General features: G+C 61.8%; 16 protein-coding genes. All 16 read left to right on the plus strand.

Annotated features, from left to right (window positions below; all coding sequences use genetic code 11):
• The first annotated feature begins 35 nt into the window (after window positions 1-35).
• Window positions 36-1,808, plus strand: coding sequence for a thiamine pyrophosphate-binding protein (locus BM062_RS02130; RefSeq protein ID WP_092392563.1), 1,773 nt, complete (start codon window positions 36-38; stop codon window positions 1,806-1,808).
• 50 nt (window positions 1,809-1,858) lie between these two features.
• Window positions 1,859-3,130, plus strand: a complete 1,272-nt coding sequence (gene frc, locus BM062_RS02135) for a formyl-CoA transferase (protein WP_092392565.1) — start codon at window positions 1,859-1,861, stop codon at window positions 3,128-3,130.
• A 106-nt stretch (window positions 3,131-3,236) separates the two neighbouring features.
• Window positions 3,237-3,695 carry a PAS domain-containing protein gene (locus tag BM062_RS02140; protein ID WP_092392567.1) on the plus strand — a complete coding sequence of 153 codons (459 nt, stop codon included), beginning with the start codon at window positions 3,237-3,239 and terminating at the stop codon, window positions 3,693-3,695.
• A gap of 66 nt (window positions 3,696-3,761) precedes the next feature.
• Complete coding sequence (frc, locus tag BM062_RS02145) at window positions 3,762-5,009, plus strand: formyl-CoA transferase (protein WP_092392569.1); 1,248 nt, start codon at window positions 3,762-3,764, stop codon at window positions 5,007-5,009.
• Window positions 5,010-5,027: 18 nt separating this feature from the next.
• Window positions 5,028-5,795 carry an AraC family transcriptional regulator gene (locus BM062_RS02150; protein WP_092392571.1) on the plus strand — a complete coding sequence of 256 codons (768 nt, stop codon included), beginning with the start codon at window positions 5,028-5,030 and terminating at the stop codon, window positions 5,793-5,795.
• Window positions 5,796-5,990: 195 nt separating this feature from the next.
• The gene (gcvH, locus tag BM062_RS02155; protein WP_175500850.1) at window positions 5,991-6,371 is read left to right on the plus strand and encodes a glycine cleavage system protein GcvH; all 381 of its coding nucleotides are present in this window, start codon (window positions 5,991-5,993) and stop codon (window positions 6,369-6,371) included.
• Between the two features lie 54 nt (window positions 6,372-6,425).
• A complete protein-coding gene (gcvP, locus tag BM062_RS02160) occupies window positions 6,426-9,290 on the plus strand; it encodes an aminomethyl-transferring glycine dehydrogenase (protein WP_092392573.1) in 2,865 nt (954 codons plus the stop codon).
• Window positions 9,291-9,370: 80 nt separating this feature from the next.
• Window positions 9,371-10,501: a glycine cleavage system aminomethyltransferase GcvT gene (gene gcvT, locus BM062_RS02165; protein ID WP_092392575.1), complete on the plus strand. Its 1,131-nt coding sequence runs from the start codon at window positions 9,371-9,373 to the stop codon at window positions 10,499-10,501.
• Window positions 10,502-10,982: 481 nt separating this feature from the next.
• Window positions 10,983-11,870, plus strand: a complete 888-nt coding sequence (locus tag BM062_RS02170; RefSeq protein WP_092392737.1) for an aliphatic sulfonate ABC transporter substrate-binding protein — start codon at window positions 10,983-10,985, stop codon at window positions 11,868-11,870.
• A 616-nt stretch (window positions 11,871-12,486) separates the two neighbouring features.
• Complete coding sequence (locus BM062_RS02175; protein ID WP_092392577.1) at window positions 12,487-12,900, plus strand: hypothetical protein; 414 nt, start codon at window positions 12,487-12,489, stop codon at window positions 12,898-12,900.
• Window positions 12,901-12,990: 90 nt separating this feature from the next.
• A complete protein-coding gene (locus tag BM062_RS02180) occupies window positions 12,991-13,368 on the plus strand; it encodes a hypothetical protein (RefSeq protein ID WP_092392579.1) in 378 nt (125 codons plus the stop codon).
• Window positions 13,369-13,401: 33 nt separating this feature from the next.
• A complete protein-coding gene (locus BM062_RS02185; RefSeq protein WP_254784863.1) occupies window positions 13,402-14,007 on the plus strand; it encodes a hypothetical protein in 606 nt (201 codons plus the stop codon).
• Window positions 14,008-14,029: 22 nt separating this feature from the next.
• Complete coding sequence (locus tag BM062_RS02190) at window positions 14,030-14,926, plus strand: hypothetical protein (protein ID WP_092392583.1); 897 nt, start codon at window positions 14,030-14,032, stop codon at window positions 14,924-14,926.
• Window positions 14,927-14,928: 2 nt separating this feature from the next.
• Complete coding sequence (locus BM062_RS02195; RefSeq protein ID WP_092392585.1) at window positions 14,929-15,540, plus strand: Pvc16 family protein; 612 nt, start codon at window positions 14,929-14,931, stop codon at window positions 15,538-15,540.
• Complete coding sequence (locus tag BM062_RS02200; RefSeq protein ID WP_092392587.1) at window positions 15,537-16,112, plus strand: peptidase associated/transthyretin-like domain-containing protein; 576 nt, start codon at window positions 15,537-15,539, stop codon at window positions 16,110-16,112. The genes BM062_RS02195 and BM062_RS02200 overlap by 4 nt, the downstream gene beginning before the upstream one ends.
• A 19-nt stretch (window positions 16,113-16,131) precedes the next feature.
• Window positions 16,132-17,736: a phage tail sheath family protein gene (locus BM062_RS02205; protein ID WP_092392589.1), complete on the plus strand. Its 1,605-nt coding sequence runs from the start codon at window positions 16,132-16,134 to the stop codon at window positions 17,734-17,736.
• Window positions 17,737-17,754 lie beyond the last annotated feature (18 nt).

A 17,754-nucleotide genomic window follows, 5' to 3' on the forward strand; every position in this document is an offset into this window, starting at 1 on the left:
ATTGCGGAGGCAGATAACCGATAACAGGAGGAGCAATGGCTGCAGTGATAACCGAATCGAAGGTAGCGCCTGGCGGCGTGTCGAGCACGACTGCCGACGATACGCTCAAGCGCAAGAGCCGGGAAGCCGGCGTGGTGTCTGGCGGACACCTGGTGGCGCGCGCGCTGAAGAATGAAGGCGTGGACACCATCTTTACCTTGTGCGGCGGCCATATCATCGATATCTACGATGGCTGCATCGACGAAGGCATCCGCATCATCGATGTGCGCCATGAACAAGTCGCAGCGCACGCTGCCGACGGTTATGCGCGCCAGACCGGCAAGCTGGGCGTGGTGGTGACGACGGCAGGTCCGGGGTGCACCAATGCGGTGACCGGGATTGCGACGGCGTTCCGTTCGGAAAGTCCGGTGCTGCATATCGGCGGGCAGGGCGGCATCACGCAGCACATGATGGGTTCGCTGCAAGATTTGCCGCATACGGAAATGATGCGTCCGATCACCAAATTCTCCGAAGGCGTGCGTTCCACGGAACGGGTGGCCGACATGGTGTCGATGGCGATCCGCGCCTGCTTTGCCGGCGCCCCTGGTCCGGCCTACCTGGAAATCCCGCGCGACGTGCTGGACCGCGAGATCGATAACAGCAAGGCGGTGATTCCGGCGGCCGGCCAATACCGCGCTTCCGTGAAATCGCTGGGCGATGTGGCCGATATCGAGAAGCTGGCCGACATCCTGGTGCAGGCGGAACGTCCGGTGGTGCTGTACGGCGGCCAGGTCTGGTCCTCGCGCGGGCACAAGGAAGCGATCGACCTGGTGCGCGGGCTGGATATCCCGGCGTACTTCAACGGCGCCTCGCGCGGCCTGCTGCCGCCGGGCGACCCGCATCACTTCGACCGCACCCGGCGCGAAGGATTCGACAAGGCCGACGTGATCCTGATCGTGGGCACGCCGTTCGACTTCCGCATGGGTTACGGCAAACGCCTGGGCCTGAACGCGAAAGTGATCCAGATCGACCAGGATTACCGGACGGTGGGCAAGAACCGCGACATCACGCTGGGCCTGGTGGGCGATCCGGGGACGATCCTGGGTGCGGTGCTGCAGGCGGCGAGCGGGCGCATCAACAAGACGGCGCAAGAGAAGCGGCGCTCGTGGATGAAGCAGCTGCAGCAGCAGGAAGCGATTGCGACCGAGAAGCTGATGCCGCTGTTCAAGTCGAACAGTGCGCCGATCCATCCTTACCGGGTGGCGTATGAAATCAACGAGTTCCTGAACGACGACACGATCTACATCGGCGACGGCGGCGACGTGGTGACGATCTCGGCGCAGGCGGTGCGTCCGCGCAATCCGGGGCAATGGATGGATCCGGGCGCCTTGGGCAGCCTGGGGGTGGGCACCGGTTTTGCGATAGCGGCCGGCCTGGCCAATCCGGAGAAGGAAGTGATGTGCTACTACGGCGACGGCGCGTTCAGCATGACGTCGTTCGACATGGAGACGGCGAACCGTTTTGGTGTGCCGTACATCGCGGTGATCGGCAACAACTCGGCGATGAACCAGATTCGTTATGGGCAGCTGGCGAAGTACGGCGAGGAACGCGGCAACGTGGGCAACCTGCTGAGCGATATCCCTTACGGCAAGTTTGCGGAGATGCTGGGCGGGCATGGCGAAGAGGTGCGCGATCCGGCGCAGATTGCCGGGGCGCTGCAGCGGGCGCGGGAAGCGGTGCGCAAGACGCGGCGTTGCGCGGTGGTCAATATCTGGGTCGATCCTGCGGTGTACGCCCCGGGAACCATGGCCCAGACCATGTACAAATAAGCCGCTGAGCCATTATAAAAAATTCGATCAAGTTGAACAGGAGATTTGAAATGAGCAAAGAAACAAGCAAGGCAAAACCACTGGACGGCATCCGCATCATCGACTTCACGCACGTGCAGGCCGGTCCTGCATGCACGCAATTGCTGGCATGGTTCGGCGCCGACGTGATCAAGGTCGAACGTCCGGGTTCCGGCGACGTGACCCGTTCGCAGCTGCGCGATATCCCTGACGTCGATGCCCTGTACTTCACCATGTTGAACAGCAATAAACGTTCGCTCACGCTCGACACCAAAAAGCCTGAAGGCAAGCTGGTGCTGGAAAAGCTGATCAAGGAATCCGACGTGCTGGTCGAAAATTTCGGACCGGGCGCGCTGGACCGCATGGGTTTTTCCTGGGAACGCATCAACGAACTGAATCCGAAGATGATCGTGGCTTCGGTCAAAGGCTTCAGCGACGGCCACCATTACGATGACTTGAAAGTCTATGAAAACGTCGCCCAGTGCGCCGGCGGCGCGGCTTCCACCACCGGCTTCTGGGACGGCCCGCCAACCGTCAGCGCTGCCGCCCTGGGCGACAGCAACACCGGCATGCACCTGGCGATCGGCATCCTGACCGCACTGATCGGCCGCGACAAGACCGGCAAGGGACAGCGCGTTGCCGTGTCGATGCAAGACAGCGTGCTGAACCTGTGCCGCGTCAAGCTGCGCGACCAGCAGCGCCTGGACAAGCTGGGCTACCTGGAAGAGTATCCGCAATACCCGCACGGCACATTCAGCGATGTGGTGCCGCGCGGCGGCAATGCCGGCGGCGGCGGCCAGCCGGGCTGGGTGCTCAAGTGCAAGGGCTGGGAAAACGATCCGAACGCATACATTTATTTCACCATCCAGGGCCATGCCTGGGCGCCAATCTGCAAGGCGATCGGCAAGGATGAATGGATCGAAGATCCGGCTTACAACACGCCGAAGGCGCGCCAGCCGCACATCACCGAAATTTTCGACACCATAGAAGTGTGGCTGAAGGACAAGACCAAGTTCGAAGCGGTCGACATCCTGCGCAAGTTCGACATTCCTTGCGCACCGGTGCTGACCATGAAAGAGCTGGCCAACGATCCGTCGCTGCGCGCCAGCGGCACCATCACCGAAGTCGATCACAAGGAACGCGGCAAATACCTGACCGTCGGCAGTCCGATCAAGTTCTCCGACCTGACGCCGGAAATCACCGGTTCGCCGCTGCTGGGCGAGCATACCGACGAAGTGCTGGCGGACGTGCTGGGCTACAGCGCCGGACAGATTGCCGAGCTGCATAAAGCACAGGCAGTCTGAGGATGGCAGCAGGCGAGTAATTGCCCCATGAGTCGTCCCCAGGACGGTTGACGGCGTCCGCCCAGGACGCCGTTTTTACATGCGGGCCTCAACAAGGAGCAGGAATATGTCAACCGAACTTGATCTCAGGCAGCTGGTGGAAGCAGTCGGCGACGCCATCGTTATTTCTGACGCCAAGGGCGCCATCACTTTGTGGAATCCGGCGGCCGAGCGCATGTTCGGTTTCACCCAAGGCGAAGCGCTAGGGCAGTCGCTCGACCTGATTATTCCCGAACGCCAGCGCCAGCGGCACTGGGATGGTTATCAAAAGACCATGGATACCGGCATTACCCGCTACGGCAACGACGTGCTGCGGGTGCCGGCGGTGCACAAGGACGGCCATGCCCTGTCGATCGCGTTCACGGTGGCGCTGCTGCATACGGCGGATAACAAGGTGGCGGCGATCGTTGCCGTCATCCGCGATGAAAGCAGCCGCTTTGCCGAAGACCGCGCCTTGCGTAAACGGCTGGCGGAACTGGAAGCCAGGCTGACTGCCTTGACTACACAAGCAGCTGAATCCAGTTAAGATCGTGACAGAACCGGCTATAAGGTAAAAGCACGGTGAAAATATAAATATAAACAGGAGATTTTCATGAGCAAAGCACTGGATGGCGTGCGCATTCTAGATTTCACCCATGTCCAGTCAGGGCCGACCTGCACCCAGCTGCTGGCATGGTTCGGCGCCGATGTGATCAAGGTCGAACGAGCCGGCGAGGGCGACGCCACGCGCGGGCAGCTGCGCGACATTCCCGGGGTCGACAGCCTGTATTTCACGATGCTGAACCATAACAAGCGCTCGATCACGCTGGACACCAAGAATCCCAAGGGCAAGGAAGTGCTGGAAACCTTGATCAAGGATTGCGACGTGCTGGTGGAGAATTTCGCGCCGGGCGCGCTGGACCGCATGGGGTTTACCTGGGAGCGCATCCAGGAACTGAATCCGCGCATGATCGTGGCTTCGGTCAAGGGTTTCGGTCCCGGCAAATACGAGGACTGCAAGGTCTATGAAAACGTCGCCCAGTGCGCCGGCGGCGCGGCTTCCACCACCGGCTTCGACGACGGTCCGCCGATGGTCACCGGCGCCCAGATCGGCGACAGCGGCACCGGCCTGCACCTGGCGCTGGGCATCGTCAGCGCGCTGTTCCAGCGCCACACTTCGGGCCGCGGCCAGAAGGTGCTGGCGCCGATGCAGGACGCCGTATTGAACCTGTGCCGCGTCAAGCTGCGCGACCAGCAGCGGCTGGAACGCACCGGCACCATGCACGAATACCCGCAATACCCGGACAGCAAGTTCGGCGCAGCCGTGCCGCGCGCCGGCAATGCTTCCGGCGGCGGCCAGCCCGGCTCGATCCTGAAATGCAAGGGCTGGGAAACCGATCCGAACGCCTACATCTATTTCATCACCCAGGGCGCGGTCTGGCCGGCGGTCTGCAAGGTGATCGGCGAAGAGGGCTGGATCACCGACGAGGCTTACGCCACGCCGGCGGCGCGCCTGCTGCACCTGAAACCGATCTTTGCCCGCATCGAGCAATGGACCATGAGCAAGACCAAGTTCGAGGCCATGGATATCCTGAACCAGTACGACATTCCATGCGGACCTATCCTGTCGATGAAAGAAATCGCCGAAGACGAATCGCTGCGCCAGACCGGCACCATCGTCGAAATCGACCACCCGACGCGCGGCAAATACCTGACGGTGGGAAATCCGATCAAGATGTCGGACAGCCCGACCGAAGTCACGCGTTCGCCTTTGCTGGGCGAGCATACCGAAGAAGTGCTGGCGCAGCTCGGCTACGGCAAGGATTACATTGCCGCGCTGCGTGAAGAGAAGGTGATCTGAAAACCCCGGGCCGACGACATGACAGCAGGATCAGATTACCAGGCGCTGAACGCCGCCGATGCGTCGGTCGTGACCTCGGCCGCGGACTACCCGGACGGCCACGTCATCCCGCTGCATCGCCATTCCTGCGCCCAGCTGCTGTATGCGACCAAGGGCGTGATGACGGTCGATGCGGCGGCCGGGCGCTGGATGGTGCCGCCGGGCCGGGCGGTCTGGCTGCAGGCGCATGTCGATCACCAGGTGCGCATGCATGGCGAGGTCGAGCTGCGCACGCTGCTGCTGGACGTCGCCGCTTCGCCGCATTTGCCAGCGCGCAGCTGTGTGCTGGATATCTCGCCCTTGCTGCGCGAACTGATCGCCGCCGCCCACGGCAATCCGGCCGCGCATGACGCCGACACACGCAACTGGCACATGCTGCAACTGCTGCTGCATGAGCTGGCGTCGGTAACCGTGCTGCCCCTTTATTTACCGTTGCCGCTGGCAGCGCGCCTGCGCAGCCTGTGCGAACTGCTGATGGCGACTCCCGGCAAGCAGGTAACAATCGAAACCTGGGCCGGCCAGCTTGGCATCTCCACCAGCACCTTGCACCGCCTGTTCCTGCGCCAGACCGGCATGCGTTTCGGCCACTGGCGCCAGCAAGCCAGGCTGCTGCAGGCCATGGAACAGCTGGCGCGCGGCGGCAAGGTCGCTGCCGCCGCGCAAGACCAGGGCTACAGCAGCCAGAGCGCATTCAGCGCCATGTTCAAGAAACATTTCGGCAGCACGCCTACCGCGTTTTACCGCTAGCCGGCTGTTGCCTTCGGCCGGTTTCCCGCCATTTTCTCTCCTGCCGCCGATAATTCCCGCAGAATCAAGGCCTTAGCTCTTCCTGGCCGATTCCCCTCCATGCCCCGCTGTCGAATCGAACTGGTTGGCGGTATCATGCAGTGCGTTTCGGTCGTAAAATTCGAAATATCATGGTTTTTTATAAAGGAGATGGGCATGGGTCAGGAAAAATATACGGTTGAGCATGAGTGGTTGCGTGTCGGGGATGACGGCCTGGTGACGGTCGGCATTACTGCCTACGCGCAAGACCATCTGGGCGACCTGGTTTTTGTACAGCTGCCGGAAGTCGGCGCCGCTATCGCCAAAGGCGAAGAAGCCGCGGTGATCGAATCGGTCAAGGCTGCCAGTGAAATCAATATGCCGGTTGCCGGCACGGTGGTCGAAATCAACGACGCGCTGGCGAACGCACCCGAAAAGGTGAACGAAGATCCGCTGGGCGAAGGCTGGTTCTTCAAGATGAAAATAGACGATGCGGCCGAGTTGAACAGTCTGATGGACAAAGCAGCTTATGACGACATGATCAAAGGCCTGGCTTAAAGGCCTGGCTTAACTAAGCGCAACTCTACTGTTCATTAAATGAAGGAAGCACCCATGACACAATCACGGCCTGCTCTTGAAGATCTGGCACAACATGCCGATTTCATTGAACGCCATATCGGCCCGGACCAATCCCAGCAACAGGCCATGCTGGCAGCCCTCGGTTTCGACTCGATCGAGGCGCTTATCAAGAAAATCGTGCCGAGCGCCATCCTCGAGCGCCATCCGCTGAAGCTCGGCGCCCCGCGCAGCGAAGCGGAAACGCTGGCGGCCCTGCGCGAAATCGCTGGCAAGAACCAGCTGTTCAAATCGCATATCGGCATGGGCTACTACAATTGCCATACGCCGACCGTCATCCTGCGCAATCTGCTGGAAAACCCGGCCTGGTACACCGCCTACACACCGTACCAGCCAGAAATTTCCCAGGGGCGGCTGGAAGCGCTGCTGAATTTCCAGACCATGGTGACCGACCTCACCGGCATGGAAATCGCCAACGCCTCCTTGCTGGACGAAGCCACCGCCGCAGCCGAAGCGATGACGTTCTGCCAGCGCCTGTCTAAAAGCAAGAGCAACACCTTCTTCGTTTCGCAAGACTGCTTTCCGCAAACCATCGACGTGCTGCGCACCCGCGCCGCGCCGATCGGCGTCGAGGTAGTGGTCGGCGACCATCTCAAGGACCTGGAACGGCTGGACTGTTTCGGCGTGCTGCTGCAATACCCGACCCTGAACGGCGAGATCAACGACTATGCCGCCACCGCGCGCCTGGCGCACGACAAGCAGGCGCTGGTAGTGGTTGCGGCCGACCTGCTGGCGCTGACGCTGCTGACGCCGCCGGGAGAATTCGGCGCCGACGTCGTGATCGGCACCGCCCAGCGTTTTGGCGTGCCGCTCGGCTACGGCGGTCCGCACGCAGCGTATTTCGCCACCCTGGATGCGCACAAGCGCGTGATGCCCGGACGCCTGGTCGGCGTGTCGATCGACAGCCGCGGCGAACCGGCTTACCGGCTGGCGATGCAGACCCGCGAACAGCATATCCGCCGCGAAAAGGCCACCAGCAACGTCTGTACCGCGCAAGTGCTGCTGGCCAATATCGCCAGCATGTACGCGGTTTACCATGGCCCGCAAGGCTTGAAGACGATCGCGCAACGGGTGCACCGGCTGACCGCGGTCCTGGCCGAGGGCTTGCGCCAGTTGCACCATGCGGTGCCGACCGCCAGCTTCTTCGATACCATCACCGTGCATACCGGCGGCCATACCCAGGATATCCATGCCGCGGCGCGCAGCCAGTCGGTCAACCTGCGCCTGATCGACGACGGCAGCGTCGGCATCGCGCTGGATGAAACCAGCACCCGCGCCGACGTCGAAGCGCTGTGGAGCATTTTTGCCATCGGCAGGCCGCTGCCTTCGTTCAGCGCGCTGGAAGCCGGCGCCGAGGAAAAAATACCGGCAGCGCTGGCGCGCAGCAGCGCCTACCTGACGCATCCGGTATTCAACAGCCACCATTCGGAAACCCAGATGCTGCGTTACCTGCGCGCGCTGGCAGACAAGGACCTGGCGCTGGACCGCAGCATGATACCGCTCGGCTCCTGCACCATGAAGCTCAACGCCACCACCGAAATGATCCCGGTGACCTGGCCGGAATTCGGTTCCCTGCATCCGTTTGCGCCGCTCAACCAGGCCCAGGGCTACCAGCAGCTGGTGGCCGACCTGGAGCAGATGCTGTGTGTCTGCACCGGCTACGATGCGGTATCGCTGCAGCCGAACGCCGGTTCGCAGGGCGAGTACGCCGGCTTGCTGGCGATCCGCGCCTACCACCATAGCCGCGGCGAGGGCCAGCGCAACATCTGCCTGATCCCGAGTTCCGCCCACGGCACCAATCCGGCCACCGCCCACATGGCCGGCATGCAGGTGGTGGTGGTGCAATGCGACGAGCAAGGCAATGTCAACGTCGCCGACCTGCGCGCCAAGGCCGACCAGCACGCCAAGGACCTGGCGGCGCTGATGATCACCTATCCGTCGACCCACGGCGTGTTCGAAGAAGCCATCGGCGAGATCTGCGACATCGTCCACGCCCACGGCGGCCAGGTATACATCGACGGCGCCAACATGAACGCCATGGTCGGCTTGTGCGCGCCGGGCACCTTCGGCGGCGACGTCTCGCACCTGAACCTGCACAAGACCTTCTGCATCCCGCACGGCGGCGGCGGTCCCGGCGTCGGTCCGATCGGCGTCAAGGCCCACCTGGCGCCGTTCCTGCCGGGCCACCGCATGCTGGAAAACGGCATCGCGCCGGTTTCCGCGGCGCCGTGGGGCAGCGCCAGCATCCTGCCGATCACCTGGGCCTACATCACGCTGATGGGCGCGCAAGGCTTGCGCCAGGCGAGCCAGGTGGCGATCCTCAACGCCAACTACATCATGCACCGGCTGGCGCCGCACTATCCGGTGCTGTACAGCGGCAGCGACGGGCTGGTGGCGCACGAGGGCATCATCGACCTGCGTCCACTCAAGGACAAGACCGGGATCACAGTGGAAGACGTCGCCAAGCGCCTGATCGACTATGGTTTCCATGCGCCTACCATGTCGTTCCCGGTAGCCGGCACGCTGATGATTGAACCGACCGAAAGCGAATCCAAGCAAGAGCTGGACCGCTTCTGCGACGCCATGATCGCGATCCGCGAAGAGATCAGGGCGGTCGAGAACGGCGACATCAAGGCCGAGCAGACGGCATTGCGCCATGCGCCGCATACCGCCCAGGACCTGACTGACGAATGGTCGCGCGCCTATTCGCGCGAGCAGGCGGTGTTTCCGCTGAAATCGCTGCGCCAGGACAAGTACTGGCCGCCGGTCGGACGGATCGACAATGTCTACGGCGACCGCAACCTGGTCTGTTCCTGCCCGCCGATGTCGGATTACGAGTAAGGCCAAGACGGGCGCCGCATGCGGTACGTGCGGCGCCCGCCGCGACGATCCGACCAGGCTTTTGATAAAGGACATTTCACATGAGTGACACCACCAGCGCCGCAGCAGCGGCGCGCACCCCGTTATACCAGCTGCACCTGGAGCTCGGCGCCAAGATGGTGCCGTTTGCAGGCTATGACATGCCGCTGCAATATCCGACCGGCATTCTCAAGGAACACAACCACACCCGCAGCCAGGCCGGCCTGTTCGACGTTTCGCACATGGGCCAGCTGCGCCTGAGCGGCGCCGGCGCCGCCGCGGCGCTGGAATCGCTGGTGCCGGTCGATATCGTCGACCTGCCGGTGAACCGCCAGCGTTACGCGCTGTTCACCAATCCGCAAGGCGGCATCCTGGACGACCTGATGGTCGCCAATGCCGGCGACCACCTGTTCCTGGTAGTCAACGCAGCCTGCAAGCAGCAAGACACCGAGCACTTGCGCAAGCAGCTTTCCGGCCATTGCCAGATCGAAGAATTGAGCGACCGTTCCCTGCTCGCCTTGCAAGGACCGGCCGCCGCCGCGGTCATGGCGCGCCTGGCCCCGGACACGGCGCAGATGGTGTTCATGCAGACCGCCAAAGTCACGCTGGCCGGCAGCGAATGCTTCGTCAGCCGTTCCGGCTACACCGGCGAAGACGGTTTTGAAATTTCGGTGCCGAACGCCGGCGCCGAAACCCTGGCGCGGCTGCTGCTGGCGCAGCCTGAGGTAGCGCCTATCGGCCTCGGTGCGCGCGATTCGCTGCGGCTGGAAGCCGGGCTGTGCCTGTACGGCCATGACATGGACGGCAGCACCACGCCGGTCGAAGCCAGTCTGGGCTGGGCCTTGTCGAAGGCGCGCCGCGCCGGCGGCGCCCGTGCCGGCGGTTATCCGGGCGCGGAACTGATCCAGCGCCAGCTGGAGCAGGGTGTCGGCCGCAAGCGGGTCGGCCTGCTGCTCAAGGATCGCATGCCGGCGCGCGAAGGCGCCGAGCTGGTCGACGCCGACGGCAAGCCGGTCGGCAAGATCACCAGCGGCGGTTTCGGGCCGACGGTGGGCGGTCCGGTGGCGCTGGGTTATGTCGACAGCGCCCATGCACAGGTCGGCACGCAGCTGCAGGCAGTGGTGCGCGGCAAATCGGTACCTATCGAAGTGGTCAAGACGCCGTTCACCCCGGCCCGCTATTTCCGCGGCTGAAGCCCGGGTACAGGCGCCTGGGCTGGCGCCGGCAAAATAAAGGACACATGCTTCGCTCAATTGAGGCGCGGGCCTCGATTGAGCGCGTTCTCGTGCTATTTGAAGGATCGCATGGAGGGCGGGCGACGTTATTGGCTGCGCCGCTCAGCGTTGGGCGCAGTCGATCAAGTTCCAATGCGGCCGGCCGTTGCGATGCCTTGCTTGCCCAGCAAATCATCCATCATGAAGTACCAGGCGAGCCAGCAGCTTGAATGAGCGATCATAGTGGTTCCTTTTGCTGTTTGCCCCGCGCGAGGTTTCAGTCTGGCTGCATAGGCCAGAGTTGCAGCTCTCATTTTGTTAGGCGCAGGTTGCCGCATATATGAATTCCAACTATCTGGAGATGATTTTATTCGTTCGTTTTGTTTTGCTTTCTTATTAATCTCGGGCTGAGCGCTGCTTGCAGCTTGACCAGGGTAATCCGTTCCATCGGGAAGACAACATGAGCGACAACAATCAAAACCGGACAAGCCGACGCCGTCTGCTGCAGGCGGGCATAGGCATGGCTGCCGTTGCGGCCCTTACGCCATTTGCCGTACGCGCGGCGCAACGTGAGCTGCGCGTCGGTTACCAGAAAGGGCTGCTTAGCTTGCTGAAAAAGCGCGGCACGCTGGAGCAGCGTCTCGCGCCGCTCGGCGTGGCGGTCAAATGGATAGAATTCAGCGCCGGGCCGGTGCAGCTGGAGGCGTTGAATGTCGGCTCCATCGATTTCGGCGACGTCGGTGAAGCGCCGCCGATTTTTGCCCAGGCCAACGGCACGCCGATTGTCTATATCGCCGCGACCGTACCGCGGCCGGCAGTCGAGGCGGTGCTGATTCCGGCGGCATCGGCGATCAGGACGGTGGCCGACCTGAAGGGAAAAAAGATTGCCTTGAACAAGGGTTCGAACGTCCATTACTTCCTGGTCAAGCTGCTGCAGAAGAGCGGCCTGAATTATAGCGACGTCAACCCGGTGTGGCTGTCGCCGGCCGACGCCCGCGCCGCCTTCGAGAAAGGCGTGGTCGATGCCTGGGTAATCTGGGAGCCGTTCCTGGCAGCCGCCGAGAAGACCTTGTCGGCGCGCATCCTGGCCATCGCTGTCGAGGAACTTAACAGGATCGATATCTGGGGCCGGGCCAACCGCAGCGACCTGGCGGCGGAACTGGCGGCGGTGTGGGGCTTGCCCAAGCCGATCGTCGATACCCTGGTTGCCCGCTCGTCCTTCGGCACCGAGCCGATCACCAGATCGATATTGGCCGAACAGCAGCTCATCGCCGACACGTTTTTCGACCTGAAGCTGATTCCCAGGCAGATCGACGTGCGCGACGCCGCGCCCGCCACGCTGGGCTGAACAGAGGGCGGCGGGCGCAACAGTTTCTGACGGGCGCGCGATTGCTTCTCCCATGGCCGGCAAGGAAGAGTTCCTTGCCGGCTTTTTATTTGCCCCAAAGCGTTCGAGAATATTTGCGCAGAGGCCGGTTGCGGCAGCAGTCCGTTGCTAAAAACAACAATAACATCGGCGTGCCACGGTGGCGCCAAAGATAAAAACGCAGGCTGCCAATTTTTACAGATTATTGAACCTTATCGGTTGCCGCGTTTCCAATTCCTGCAAAGCGCCGGCACGGATCCGTTCCGCTCTATGTGCCGCAGTTTCTTCCCAACCGCTTCTCGCGAAATTGCATGTCCGCCGAAATCTGCGCGGCTAGCCGAATCTCTCCATTTGCAAATTTAAAAAACAAAAAAGATCAACGTACCATCAAAAAATTTGCTTAGAACCTGTCACATTTGATAGGTTGCTTTGTGGAAATAGAGTGCGTATTGTCGACAAGCAATAGAAGAAAATCCCTCACCAAAAACAGGCGCTTGCTTTGCAGGTTTGTCGTTTTTTTCCGACGAATAATCGAGGGCATGCACTTGCTCGAGGGCGGATGATGTCAACCAATTCTCTTTAGAAAGGTTTTTCAATCATGAGCGAAACTGTCTATCAACAAGTGCAACTGCAAATCACCAATGCCCAGGCTGGCCAGAACATCTGGATCGACTTGCAGAAAGTAGACCTGCCGGTGGCTTGGAGCACAGGCCCGGCCTTCGATGGTTCAGGCGGCATCAATATCATAGTGCCCGGGTCCAGCAGCGCCTTGCCGCTGAATTCCTTCATCATCACCGCCTCTTCGGTGAAAGTCTCGACCGTTTCTTCCGGTGGCGGTGGCGGCGGCGCCTTGTCCTTCAATGTCACGCTGTACCTGGTGGCGCAAGCGGGCATTCAGAATTTCAGCCTGCGCTCGCTGTCTGACCCTGGCGTGATGGTGCAAGCCCAGGTTGGCTTTGCCCAGCCGCAAATGGTCAACCAGACTTTCTCGCAATTCCCTTGGGGTAAGTAACAATCCTGGCATTCCCGATGGTCCGCAGTATCGCTGCGCGGCCGGGTTCCGCATGGATGCGGAGTCCGGCCGTCTTAGAGGAGATTGGCTATGGAATACACCATTGCATTCAGTTTCACCACGGAGAACGGTACCGACACGCTGTCGGCGCAACTGAGCATCACCGACGACAACATGATTTCGCTGGAGAACAACCAGCCAGTCCAGATCGGCCCGGTATGGAGCGCCACGCCACCCTTGACGGCTCTCAACCTCGGGCAAAAATCGCTGGCGCTGACAGCGGCGCAAAACACCAGCGACAACCCACAGTCGATCAAGGTCACGCTGCCGATCAAGGCGGTGGGCACCAGCCTGTCCGGCAAGTTCGAGTCGTCCGGCGTCCTTGTCACCGCCCAATACCAATTTCTCGGCTACGCCAATTCCGGCCGCATCGCCGTAGGCAATTTCACGATTCCGTTTCCAAACTGATTTCCGACCGATGTGCAACTGATGGCGGCCGCTATGGATGCTAAAGAGAAAAATAATGTCAAGGACACGGTTGCGGCGGGCGCCGGCCCGTCCAGCCCGAAGCCGGCGCCCGGGCCTGCGGTACCTGCGCCCGCGCCAGCCGTGAATGTGGCCCAGATGATCAGCAACGACCTCAAGACGTTGCCCGAGCAGGCGCGCCAGTACCTCGGCGCGCATCTGCTTGCCAATCCCAGCCATGCGCTGAATGAACAGTGCTTTCGCGTCTGCCATACGTTCAGGCCGATTACGCTGACCTTCACCAACCTGCGCGCCAACAGCAAGGCGTTCCTGTCGCTGCAACCCGGCCAGGACGCCATCTGGAGCGATGGCGGCGAAAGCGAAAGGCTGGTCGGCCTGAGTTTTTCCAGCCGTGTCGATCCGGTCATCTATGTCCGCAATTTCCTGATCAATGCGCGCGAAATGTATCTGCAGACGTACAAGGATTGCAGTGAGATACAGGTCAACCTGTACCTGCGCACCGACCAGCACGGCGTCAAGGGCAAGGTAGACCTGCCGCCCGGCGCCAGCGTTACCCTGCAGTCGAGCAACGACCGCAGCACCGTCATTGGCCTGAGTTCTTTTGCCATCGACCTGGAATGATACTTACCTGTGAAAGGCCGTCATGATTACTGCACTGCCAGTTGAACCGATTGAGCCTGCCGCGGCCACCGTGCCCGATGCGGCAGTATCCATTCCAGAATCGCTCCCTTTGCTGCCGGTGGTATTGCAATTCCAGAATGTCGCTGCCAACTCGAACCTCAACTTCACCTTCACTACCGCCGGGGCCTACTGGTCGCTAGGCGCGATGTCGGGCGACAGCCTGGGTTTTTCGTATAACGTCACGCCGCAAAGCGCCGAAAGCGAATCGTGCATCCAGCAGATCGAATTCAACAATGCAGTGCTGTCGATACGCACCGGGGAAATAGACCAGGCCAGCAGCGGCTTTACCTTGACGCTGTTTTTGCAGGTGCGTCCGGGCGTCGATTACCTGCAAGGATATTGCACGCTCAACAACGAAGCCGTGGTCACCGCGCGGATCGGCGCCCAAAGCCCGGTGCAATGGCGTAACGGCCGCATCAGCGCGGTGCTGGTCGGTTCGGAAAACATTTACCGTAACATCAGCTTTACCGTCCGGGGCGCCTATGTCGGCAACAAGATCGATGTGATCCTGACCACCAAGAAGGGCCTGGGCAAGGTCAGCTGGTCGCTCGGGCCGCCATTTGCCGAAGCCAGCGGGGTCCAGCTGGCCAGCATGCTGGGCACGATTCCGCTGGCGTCCATGTCGTACGGCGTCAACACGCTCTCGTTCATCACCTCGATGATGGCAGACGATACAGCGAGCAGGAGCGCCGGCAATTCGCTGGAGTTTTACCTGAACGCCTATATCGTCTACGCTGCCAGCGACCTGAACTACGTTTACCTGAGGACGACCTGCAACAGCGACATCATGGTATATGCCCAGGTCGGCAACCGCCAGCCGCAGATCGTCAGCCAGTCCGACACCGTGTTTACCCTGTAGCGATGAGCCAGCCAACCAGCGATGGCGGACAGGTCCTGCGCAGCGTCAGCGAGTCTTTGCGCCGGCTGATCCGCCACCATATTCCCGAGCTGCAGGCCGAATCGGCGGTGGTGTTCGATTCGCCGGGCGAGATCGACAGCCAGGATGAAACCAGGCTGTCGCTCTACCTGTACCAGACCGAACTCAATCCCTACCTGCGCAACCTGGCGCCCAGCTTGACGCGCCAGCCCGGGGCCGAGCGGCGGCCGAGCGCGCTGACGCTGACGCCGAGCCCGCTGGTGGTGGACCTGCTGTACCTGATGGTGCCCTACGCCAGGTCGGCCGAACTGGAGCTGGTGCTGGTGGACCAGCTGGTGCGGCTGTTCCACGACGTCGCCCAGCTGTCCGGCGAATGGCTGGATCCGGTGCTGAAACGGAGCGGCAACGACAATATCGCTATCGTGCCGGATTCCGGTTCCATCGATACCTTGCGCAATATCTGGGCCGGTTTTCCCAACAAGACTTACAAGCTGACCAAGCTGTACACGCTGTCGCCGGTGCGGATTCCATCTGGCCTGGACCTGCAAGCGGACATGGTGACCCAGGCCGATACAGCCTACCTGGAACTGCCATGAAGCTGAGCGCCGTAGTGCAGCTGATCGACGGCTTCAGCCAGGCGCCCGCGGTCGGGTTCCAGCCGCGCTTCCTGCTGAACCAGAAGCCGTTCATGCCGCTCGCCAAGCCACAGGCGTTTTATGCATTCAGCGACCTCGACGACGGCGATTACCGGCTTACCGCCCTGGCGCCGCAGTTCTTTGCGCAAGAGGTGGCGTTCCAGGTGCCGCTGCGCCTGCCGTTGGCTGCGGCTATCGTTCCTTGCTACCTGGCGCCCAGTCCGCTGTATCCCTACCCGCCGGGGACCACGCTGATCCGCGGCCAGGTGCTGCACGCCGGAACCAAGTCGCCGCTGGCCGGCGTCAGCGTCAGCGCCAGTTATCCGAACTGGCAGGGAAAACCGAAGAGCGCCGCCACGCTGAGTTCGGATTACGGCAAGTACGACGGCCGCTATGCGCTGGCCCTGGGCGGCAAGCTGGCCCCGGACACGCAGGTGGTGCTGAGCTTTAGCAAGGCTGGTTATGCAAGCGTAGAAAAGCAGTTGCTGCTGCAACCCGCAACCACGCAGTTTGTGGATATTGAAATGCGTTAATTGTTAAGAAGGAATCATCTTGGCAACCACCTATCGTCATCCCGGCATTTACATCGAAGAAGTGCCGAGCGCCCGCAACATCCAGGGTGCATCGACCTCGACCGCAGCCTTCGTCGGCGTCACCGAGTCCGGCCCGTCCGCACAGCCGACCCTGATCACCAGCTGGAACGCCTACCAGCGCCAGTTCGGCGGACTGGTCTGGTACGGCATGGTGTCGTGGGCGGTGTTCGAATTCTTCAACGAGGGCGGCACCGCCTGCTACGTGGTGCGGGCCGTGGACAGCAAAGGCAACGGCAAGGCGGCTACCGGATCGGCCAGCGGCATCAAGATGACCGCGGTCACGCCCGGCACCTGGGCCAATATCCTGAATTTTGCGGTCAGCAACGCCAGCGGCCCCGACAGCGCGGTTTCGCTGGTATTCAACCTGAGCGTGGTGGTCGATCCCAAAGCGCTCAAGGCCCTGCCTGCAGGATCGTCCGGCGCCACCTTGCAAGCCTATGTGGCGCAGAACAACCTGCAGCCAACCACGATCGGCGGCACGCCGTATTACGTGCTGGAGTCTTTCAACGGCTACACCGCGGCCAGCATGGCCCCGGGCGGCGCACTGGCGAACGCGGTCAACACTACCTCGATGTTTGTGCGGGTGGAGACCAGCGGCACCACGCGCCCGCCCAACAGCGGCAAGAGCGCGACGCCGCTGGCAGGGGGCGCAGCCGCCACCTGGGATTTCGAGAGCGCCACCAAGACGCTCAGCACTGTGCAGGGCATCAGCCTGCTGGCCATCCCGGACACGGTCAATGCCGCCGACGCCGGCGGCAATCCGAACCAGGCCTCGCAAGCTACCGCCATCAACGGCGGGCTGCTGTTCTGCGAAGGTGCGCAGAACCTTTTCTATGTCAGCGATCCGCCGTTCGGCCTGGATGTCCAGGGCATCGGCAATTTCAAGTCGGGCAGCGCCACCTCGCCGGCGCTCAATTCCAGCTACGGCGCCATCTACTATCCATGGGTATGGATCTACAACCCGATCGCCGGCGCCAATGTGCCGATGCCGCCGTCCGGTCCCTCGCTTGGCCGTTACGCCTATACCGACAACAATGTCGGTGTCTGGAAATCGCCGGCCGGGGTCAACGACGGCGCGCTGCTGAGCGTGGTGCAGCTGCAGACCCAGGTCACCGACTCCGACCAGGATATCTTGAACCAGAACGGCATCAATGCGGTCCGCAATTTCCTCAATTACGGCAACGTGATCTGGGGCGCCCGCACGCTGGCGGCGACCGGCAGCGAATGGACTTATGTCAGCGTCAGGCGCCTGTTCATCTATGTCGAGCAAAGCCTGAAGCAGAGCTTGCAATGGGTCGTGTTCGAACCCAACGACCAGCAGACCTGGGCATCGGTGACGCGCGACATCAGCGCCTTCCTGACCACCCTGTGGCAGTCGGGCGGCCTGTTCGGCGCCAGCGCGGCGGAGGCGTTCTTCGTGACTTGCGACGCGTCGAACAATCCGCCCGAGACACGCTCGCTGGGCCAGCTGTATATCGACGTCGGCCTGGCTCCGGTGTTTCCTGCCGAGTTCGTCATCATCCGCATGACGCAGAAAATCGCTGGCCCGGATTCCGGCTCATAACGGAAACAGGGAAACGGA

It is taken from the genome of Collimonas sp. OK412 (assembly GCF_900112135.1).
GTDB classification, from domain to species: domain Bacteria; phylum Pseudomonadota; class Gammaproteobacteria; order Burkholderiales; family Burkholderiaceae_D; genus Collimonas; species Collimonas rhizosphaerae.